The organism is Nevskia sp. (assembly GCF_023266035.1).
Lineage (GTDB): Bacteria > Pseudomonadota > Gammaproteobacteria > Nevskiales > Nevskiaceae > Nevskia.
Window position 1 is genome coordinate 1 of sequence record NZ_JAHFRY010000182.1, and the last position, 6,498, is coordinate 6,498.

General features: G+C 65.2%; 7 protein-coding genes and 1 pseudogene. 1 reads left to right on the forward strand and 7 read right to left on the reverse strand.

The annotated features are described in order from the left end of the window. From Q0D45_RS19950 to Q0D45_RS19980, 7 genes are all read right to left on the reverse strand, one after another. Positions 1 to 281, reverse strand: a 281-nt coding sequence (locus tag Q0D45_RS19950; protein ID WP_366946512.1) for an ATP-binding cassette domain-containing protein, incomplete at its 3' end; no start/stop codon positions are given. Between the two features lie 62 nt (positions 282 to 343). Beyond that, the gene (gene ftsY / locus Q0D45_RS19955; RefSeq protein WP_293397190.1) at positions 344 to 1,291 is read right to left on the reverse strand and encodes a signal recognition particle-docking protein FtsY; all 948 of its coding nucleotides are present in this window, start codon (positions 1,289 to 1,291) and stop codon (positions 344 to 346) included. Next, positions 1,288 to 2,589 (reverse strand): glutamate-1-semialdehyde 2,1-aminomutase, encoded by a 1,302-nt coding sequence (gene hemL, locus Q0D45_RS19960; protein WP_293397193.1) that lies wholly within the window; start codon positions 2,587 to 2,589, stop codon positions 1,288 to 1,290. The genes ftsY and hemL overlap by 4 nt, the downstream gene beginning before the upstream one ends. Before the next feature lie 28 nt (positions 2,590 to 2,617). Further along, complete coding sequence (thiE, locus tag Q0D45_RS19965) at positions 2,618 to 3,259, reverse strand: thiamine phosphate synthase (protein WP_293397196.1); 642 nt, start codon at positions 3,257 to 3,259, stop codon at positions 2,618 to 2,620. Continuing rightward, entirely contained in the window at positions 3,256 to 4,032 is a 777-nt protein-coding gene (locus tag Q0D45_RS19970) for a hydroxymethylpyrimidine/phosphomethylpyrimidine kinase (protein ID WP_293397199.1), read from the reverse strand. Before Q0D45_RS19970 ends, thiE begins: the two co-directional genes overlap by 4 nt. Before the next feature lie 371 nt (positions 4,033 to 4,403). Then, positions 4,404 to 5,093: a monofunctional biosynthetic peptidoglycan transglycosylase gene (gene mtgA / locus Q0D45_RS19975; protein WP_293397202.1), complete on the reverse strand. Its 690-nt coding sequence runs from the start codon at positions 5,091 to 5,093 to the stop codon at positions 4,404 to 4,406. Further along, positions 5,090 to 5,749, reverse strand: a complete 660-nt coding sequence (locus Q0D45_RS19980; protein ID WP_293397205.1) for a trimeric intracellular cation channel family protein — start codon at positions 5,747 to 5,749, stop codon at positions 5,090 to 5,092. Before Q0D45_RS19980 ends, mtgA begins: the two co-directional genes overlap by 4 nt. Positions 5,750 to 5,968: 219 nt before the next feature. Between Q0D45_RS19980 and Q0D45_RS19985 the strand changes: the two are divergent. Further along, positions 5,969 to 6,498: pseudogene (locus Q0D45_RS19985) on the forward strand (hypothetical protein); the annotation flags it as partial.

Consider the following 6,498-nt stretch of genomic DNA (forward strand, 5'->3'; position numbering starts at 1 on the left):
CTGTGGCCACGGATGATCAGCGGCATCGCCACATTGTCGAACACCGTGCGATCGGCCAGCAGATTGAAGTTCTGGAAGATCATCCCGAACTGCCGCCGATAGGCCGGCACTTCGCGCGGGCGCAGGGCCGACAGTCGCTGGCCATCGACGACGATCTCGCCGAGCGTCGGCCGGGCGAGACGGGCAATCAGTTTCAGCATCGTCGACTTGCCGGCGCCGCTCGGGCCGGTCAGGAAGGCCATTTCGCCACGCGCTAGCGCGAAGTCGGCATTGCTGAGAATTTCCCGGCTGCTGTCGCCATAGTGATGGCTGACGCCGGTGAAGCGGATCAGCGCGTCGTTGCTCACCGTGGCTCTCCCAGTGCCGCGCCACCGACCAGGGCTTCGGCGTAGGCCTCGGCATCGAACACTTCGAGATCGTCGATCGCCTCGCCCAGGCCGACATAGCGCACCGGCAGCGCCAGCCGCTTGGCGATCGCCAGCAGCACGCCGCCCTTGGCGGTGCCGTCGAGTTTGGTGATGGTCAGGCCGGTCAGGCCGATCGCTTCGTGAAACTGCACGGCCTGGTTCAGCGCATTGCCGCCGGCAGTGCCGTCGACCACCAGCATCACTTCGTGCGGCGCGTAGGCATCGAGCTTCTGGACGACGCGGCGAATCTTGCGCAGTTCATCCATCAGATGGCTCTGGGTATGCAGGCGGCCGGCGGTATCGGCAATCACCACGTCGATGCCGCGCGCTTTCGCGGCCTGCACGGCGTCGAAGATCACCGAGGCCGAATCGGCGCCGGCGCCTTGAGAAAGAATCGGCACGCCGGCGCGCTCGGACCAGGTGGTCAGCTGCTCGACGGCCGCCGCGCGGAAGGTATCGCCAGCGGCCAGCAGCACGCTCTTGCCCTCCTTCTTCATCTTCGCGGCCATCTTGCCGATCGTCGTGGTCTTGCCGGCGCCGTTGATGCCGGCGACGAAGATCACGTAAGGCTTGATGTAGCTCGGCACCAGCAGCGGCTTGGCGCAGGGCCCGATGATGGCGAGCAGTGCTTTCTTCAGCTCCTTGCGCAACTGCGCCTCGGTCTTGATCCGGCCTGCCATCACCTCGTTGCGCAGCGCATCGCAGAGCTGGGTGGTGGCCTCCACGCCAGCGTCGGCGATCAGCAGGCGCTCTTCGATGATTTCGATGGCATCGTCGTTGAGCTTTTCATCGGTGAACAGGCGGCCGAGATCATAGGTCAGCCAGGAATCGCCCTTGTTGATCTTTTTCCGTAGCTTGGCGACGAAGCCGGCGTTTTCGCTCATGCCGCTTTCAGCTCCGCAAAGGCTTCCCGCGCCGCGGCAATCGTCAGCTCGACCTCGCGCGGGCCGTGCGCGGCCGACACGAAACCGGCCTCGTAGGCCGAGGGCGCCAGATAGATGCCGCGCTCGAGCATCGCGTGGAAGAAGCGCTTGAAGTGATCGAGATTGCAGGCGGTGACTTCGGCAAAGCTGGTGATCGCCGGCTTGTCAGTGAAGAACAGGCCGAACATCGAGCCGATCTGCACGGTCGTGAATGGAATGCCTGCAGCTTTCGCTGCCTGATTCAGGCCGGCTAGGATGGCGGCAGTCGTCGCTTCCAAATGCGCGTAGATCGCGGCGTCATCGAGCGCAGTGAGCAACGCGATGCCGGCGGCCATTGCCAGCGGGTTTCCCGACAAGGTGCCGGCCTGGTAGACCGGCCCGGCCGGCGACAGCTTCTGCATGATGTCGCGGCGGCCGCCGAAGGCACCGACCGGCAGGCCGCCACCGATGATCTTGCCCAGGGTGACCATGTCCGGCGTGATGCCGTAGACGCCGGCCGCGCCCTTCGGGCCGACGCGGAAGCCGGTCATCACTTCATCGAAGATCAGCAGCGCGCCGTCGGCCTTGCACAGCGTCTGCAGGCCTTCGAGGAAGCCCGGCTTGGGCAGGATGCAGTTCATGTTGCCGGCCACCGGCTCGACGATCACGCAGGCGATCTTGCCGGCATTGGCCTTGAACAGGGCCTCAACGGAAGCGAGATCGTTGTAGTCGGCGGTCAAGGTGTACTTGGCGAAATCGGCCGGCACGCCGGGCGAGGTGGGCACGCCGAAGGTCAGTGCGCCGCTTCCGGCCTTGACCAGCAGCGAGTCCGAATGACCGTGATAACAGCCTTCGAACTTCAGGATCATGTCGCGGCCGGTGTAACCGCGGGCCAGGCGCAGCGCGCTCATCGTCGCCTCGGTGCCGCTCGAACACAGGCGGACCTGTTCGAGCCCCGGCATGCGGGCGCAGAGCAACTCGGCCATGGTGATCTCGGCTTCGGTCGGCGCGCCGTAGGACACCCCGATCTGCGCCTGCCTGATGATCGCGTCGCGTACTGCCGGGTGCTGGTGACCCAGGATCATCGGGCCCCAGCTACCGATGTAGTCGACATAGGTCTTGCCGTCGGCATCGGTGATCGTTGCGCCGTCGGCCGAGGCGATGAAGCGCGGCGTGCCGCCAACGGCGCGGAAGGCGCGCACCGGGGAATTGACACCGCCGGGAATCGAGGCCTGGGCGCGGCTGAACAACTGGTCGGATCGGGATTCGCTTGCGGACATGGGACGACGGTTTCCAGGGTTCTTCGAATCAGGAGGCGACGAACAGCGCGCGGTAGGCGCGGGCGCGAGTTTCGACGCCGGCCGGTTCGCCATCGCCGAACAGGCCGTCGACGGCGGCGAGCCAGTCGGCGCCAGCGGCGATCAGTGGCGCGCCATTATCCGGCGTAATGCCGCCGATTGCGCATAGCGGCACGACAAGACGGCCGCGGGCCTCGGTCAGCGTGGTCAGCGAAGCCGGCGGTGCGTCGGGCTTGGTGTTCGAGGCGAAGTAGCGGCCGAAGGCGACATAGCTGGCGCCGACGGCAATGGCGGCTTCGGCGCGTGCCAGCGAGTCGCCGCAGCTGGCACCGATCAGTGCCTGCGGGCCGAGTTGCGCGCGGGCTTCCGTCAGCGAGCCATCGGAAGTGCCGAGATGCGCGCCGTCGGCGCCGATCCGCGCCGCGAGCGCAGCATCGTCATTGATGATCAGCCGTCCGCCGTGCGCGCGGCACAGCGCCAGCAAAGCGATGGCGTTTTGCTCGCGACGCCCGGGCGCACTGCGCTTGTCTCGGTACTGCAGCAGCACTGCGCCGCCTGCGAGCGCGGCTGCGCAAGCGGCGAGCAGGCGGGAAGGGTCATCGGCCAGCGCATCCGGCGTGACGGCGTACAGGCCGCGTGGGTAGTCGCTCATGCCGGCAATCTTCCTGGGATGCGGCGCCCGCCGCCAACGGCGATTGCCCGGGCCAGTGCGGCCTGCGTCCAGCGCTGACCGGCGTCGATCGCGTCATCGATGGAATCGCCCAGTGCCAGCCTCGCGGCGATCGCACTGGCCAGGGTGCAGCCGGCACCGTGGAAGGTTTCCGGCAGACGCGGCCATTGCCAGCGCTGTGCCGTCACCTCTCTTCCATAGCGGTGGTTGACGACCGATGCGCCGGGTTCGTCGCCACCGGTGATCAGCACCCGCGTGCAGCCATCGGCGACCAGCGCCGCGCCGCAGTCGGCGAGGTCGGCACCCTCCGGCACCAGCCGTCGCGCTTCGGTGGCGTTCGGTGTCAGCACCGTCACCAGCGGCAGCAGCTGCGCGCGCAGTGCGGCCGGAAACGCATCGGCGACCAAGTCGGTACCGCCACCGGCCCGCAGCACCGGATCGCAGACCACCGGTACTGCCAGCCTGGCGAGATGGGCGGCGATCACCGGCAGTTGGGCGATGCTGCCGAGCAGGCCGAGCTTGACCGCGTCGGGTCGCGCGTCAGCCAGCAGCACGCTCAGCTGTTCATCGAGCAGGGCCGGGTCGGTGGCGACCGCGCGGCGGACATTGCGCGAGTCCTGCACGGTCAGCGCGGTGACCAGACTCAGTGTGTGTATGCGGTGGGCGACCAGGGTTTCGATGTCGGCCTGCAGGCCGGCACCGCCGACCGGATCGAGGCCGGACAGGCAAAGCACGCGGGGAGGGGAAAAAGCCATCGTCGGAGTCTATAAGTCGCAAACAAAAAAGGCTTGACAGCATCGATCTCATGACGTTGCTGCCAAGCACTTATGCACATCGTCAGGCGGCGAATGCCGCAAAGCCCCGGTATTGCGACATAAATCTGTCAAAAACCATAAAAAACACTTCAAGCCATTGATATAAATAAACAAAGTATCTTGGTCAGAAATTAGGCGCAGGGCCAAAAACCCATGTGTGGACCGCTACTTAGCGGCGCTGCCCCGGCCTTGTTCACAGGCTTATCCACAGCTGCTGTGTGCGAACCGGGCTTCTTCTTAGATTTCAGTACTTAAGCGGGCTTTCTTCAAGTAAAGCGGAGATCCGCCCTCAATCGGTGCAGATCTCGTCCTTATCGCTGGAGATCGGCCAGATAGTCGCTGCCGAGGGCTTGCATCTGGCCTTCGATCTGATTCGCTCGGCCAAGCACGTAGGCAGATGGCCGATCGACCCGGAGCCGTACCGGATTCGGCAGCACGGCGGCGAGCAGTGCCGCTTCGCTGCGGCTGAGTCGGGCGGCGGGTTTGTGGAAGTAGAGCTGGGCGGCCGCTTCGACGCCGTAAACACCCGGACCGAATTGGGCGATGTTCAGATACATCTCGAGCACCCGTCGCTTCGGCCAGAAGGTTTCGATCAGCAAGGTGTAGCCGACTTCCAGCCCCTTGCGGATATACGAGCGTCCGGACCACAGGAACAGGTTCTTGGCGGTCTGCTGGCTGATCGTCGACGCACCGCGCATGCGCCGAGAGCGCTTGTTGTGATCCAGCGCCTTGTCGATCGCTTCGAAATCGAAGCCCCAGTGCTCGGGGAATTTCTGGTCTTCGGCAGCGACCATCGCCAGCCCGGCGACCGGCGCGATGCGCTGCCAAGGCACCCAGTCATAACGAATCTCGGGCGCATCGGACGCGATCATGAACGCGCTGGTGAACGGCGGCACGATTCTCAGGATCAGCACCTGCAGCACCGCGAACGCGGCGATCGCGAACGGTGCCAGCAGCAGCCATTGCCAGATGTGCAGGCGGGGACGTCGGTAGCGGTTCACGGACGGTCGTTCTCGTCGTTCCGGGCGCGCGGCAGCGGCTCGTCATCAGCCAGCGTGTAGACCGGCAGCGACCAGTTCCAGACGATCGCTCCGAGTCGAAAAGCCACGATCGTGACCATGCCGAGCGCGGTCGCCGGCAGACGCGCCATGCCCAGTTCGAGTGCCGCGACATAAAGGCTGGCGCCGACGATCACTGCGGTTGCGTAGATATTGCCCTTGCGCAGGATCATCGGGATGTCGTTGCACAGCACGTCGCGCAGCAGGCCGCCGAACGACGCGGTGATCGTCGCCATCATCACCGCGATGACGCCGGAATGGCCGGCACTCAGCGCCACCTGGGCGCCGGCGATCGAGAAGAACGCCAGTCCGAAAGCATCGGCGACCTGCAGGATCTGCGTGGGCGGCCGTACCCAGCGGGTATACGGAATGGTCAGCAGGGCCGCCGCGATGATCACCACGACGTAGAGCGGATCGGCAATCCAGAACACTGGATGGCGATCGAGCAGCAGATCGCGAATGGTGCCGCCGCCGGTGGCGGTGACCAACGCGATGACCACGACGCCGAGCACATCCAGCGACTTGCGGCCAGCCGCCAGCGCGCCGCTGACCGCGAACACGGCCACGCCGCAATAGTCGAGTAGATGCAGGATCTTCATGCGCCGCGCAGCTTACGGCGGGGCTGCCGCGCTGTCATTGAGATGCGGCCGAGGGTCAGCGCGATATGAGCAGTCCGAGGTTCTTGCAAAGATTGCGCGAGGAGTTTCGACGATAGCGGCCGGTCCCGGAGGGCGTCGATCAATAAGCGTTGAAGCGCCCCCGAACCGGCCCTAAAGTTGCTACAGGGACGGCGCTCAAGCGCCTTTGGGGAAAATCAGATGGGTCGTTGGTTCAGGAACCTGCTTTTGGCGGGCAATGTGCTGCTGCTCGCCGGCTGTGGCGGAGGTGGCGGTAGCGACGGTGGTGGAAGCGGCGTCAGCGAGGTGACGGTGACGTTCGAAGATACGTCGCTCGAAGCCTCGGCCCTCTCTAACGAGACCTACATTGCTGACGCGGTGGCCGGTTTCAGGTTCTCCACATTGCCCGAAGCGGGCCTGTACATTTCCATCGAGTTCACGCAGTCCGGCGTCGACAGCGTGGACTTCAGCAGAACCGGCGATACGACAGGTCAGATCAACGTTCACCTCAAGTCGCCGAACGCACTGGGCGCGGGCGTCTACCGGGATACGGCAGCGGTTTCGATCTGTTACGACGAGAAGTGCGACAAGCTGGTGCGCGGAAGTCCGCAGACGATCCGCATCACCTATACCGTGACCGACCCGCGAGCGCCGACGGCGCTATCAGTGGACAAGACGGCATTCGAGGTCAAGGCCGGGGCCGGTGGAAGCGCGCAGGTGGTGTCCGTTCT

Bases quoted from the DNA above. Each gene is read 5' to 3' on its own strand.
- ftsY (WP_293397190.1), bottom strand. From the start codon at position 1,291: ATGAGCGAAAACGCCGGCTTCGTCGCCAAGCTACGGAAAAAGATCAAC.
- hemL (WP_293397193.1), bottom strand. From the start codon at position 2,589: ATGTCCGCAAGCGAATCCCGATCCGACCAGTTGTTCAGCCGCGCCCAG.
- thiE (WP_293397196.1), bottom strand. From the start codon at position 3,259: ATGAGCGACTACCCACGCGGCCTGTACGCCGTCACGCCGGATGCGCTG.
- Q0D45_RS19970 (WP_293397199.1), bottom strand. From the start codon at position 4,032: ATGGCTTTTTCCCCTCCCCGCGTGCTTTGCCTGTCCGGCCTCGATCCG.
- Q0D45_RS19980 (WP_293397205.1), bottom strand. From the start codon at position 5,749: ATGAAGATCCTGCATCTACTCGACTATTGCGGCGTGGCCGTGTTCGCG.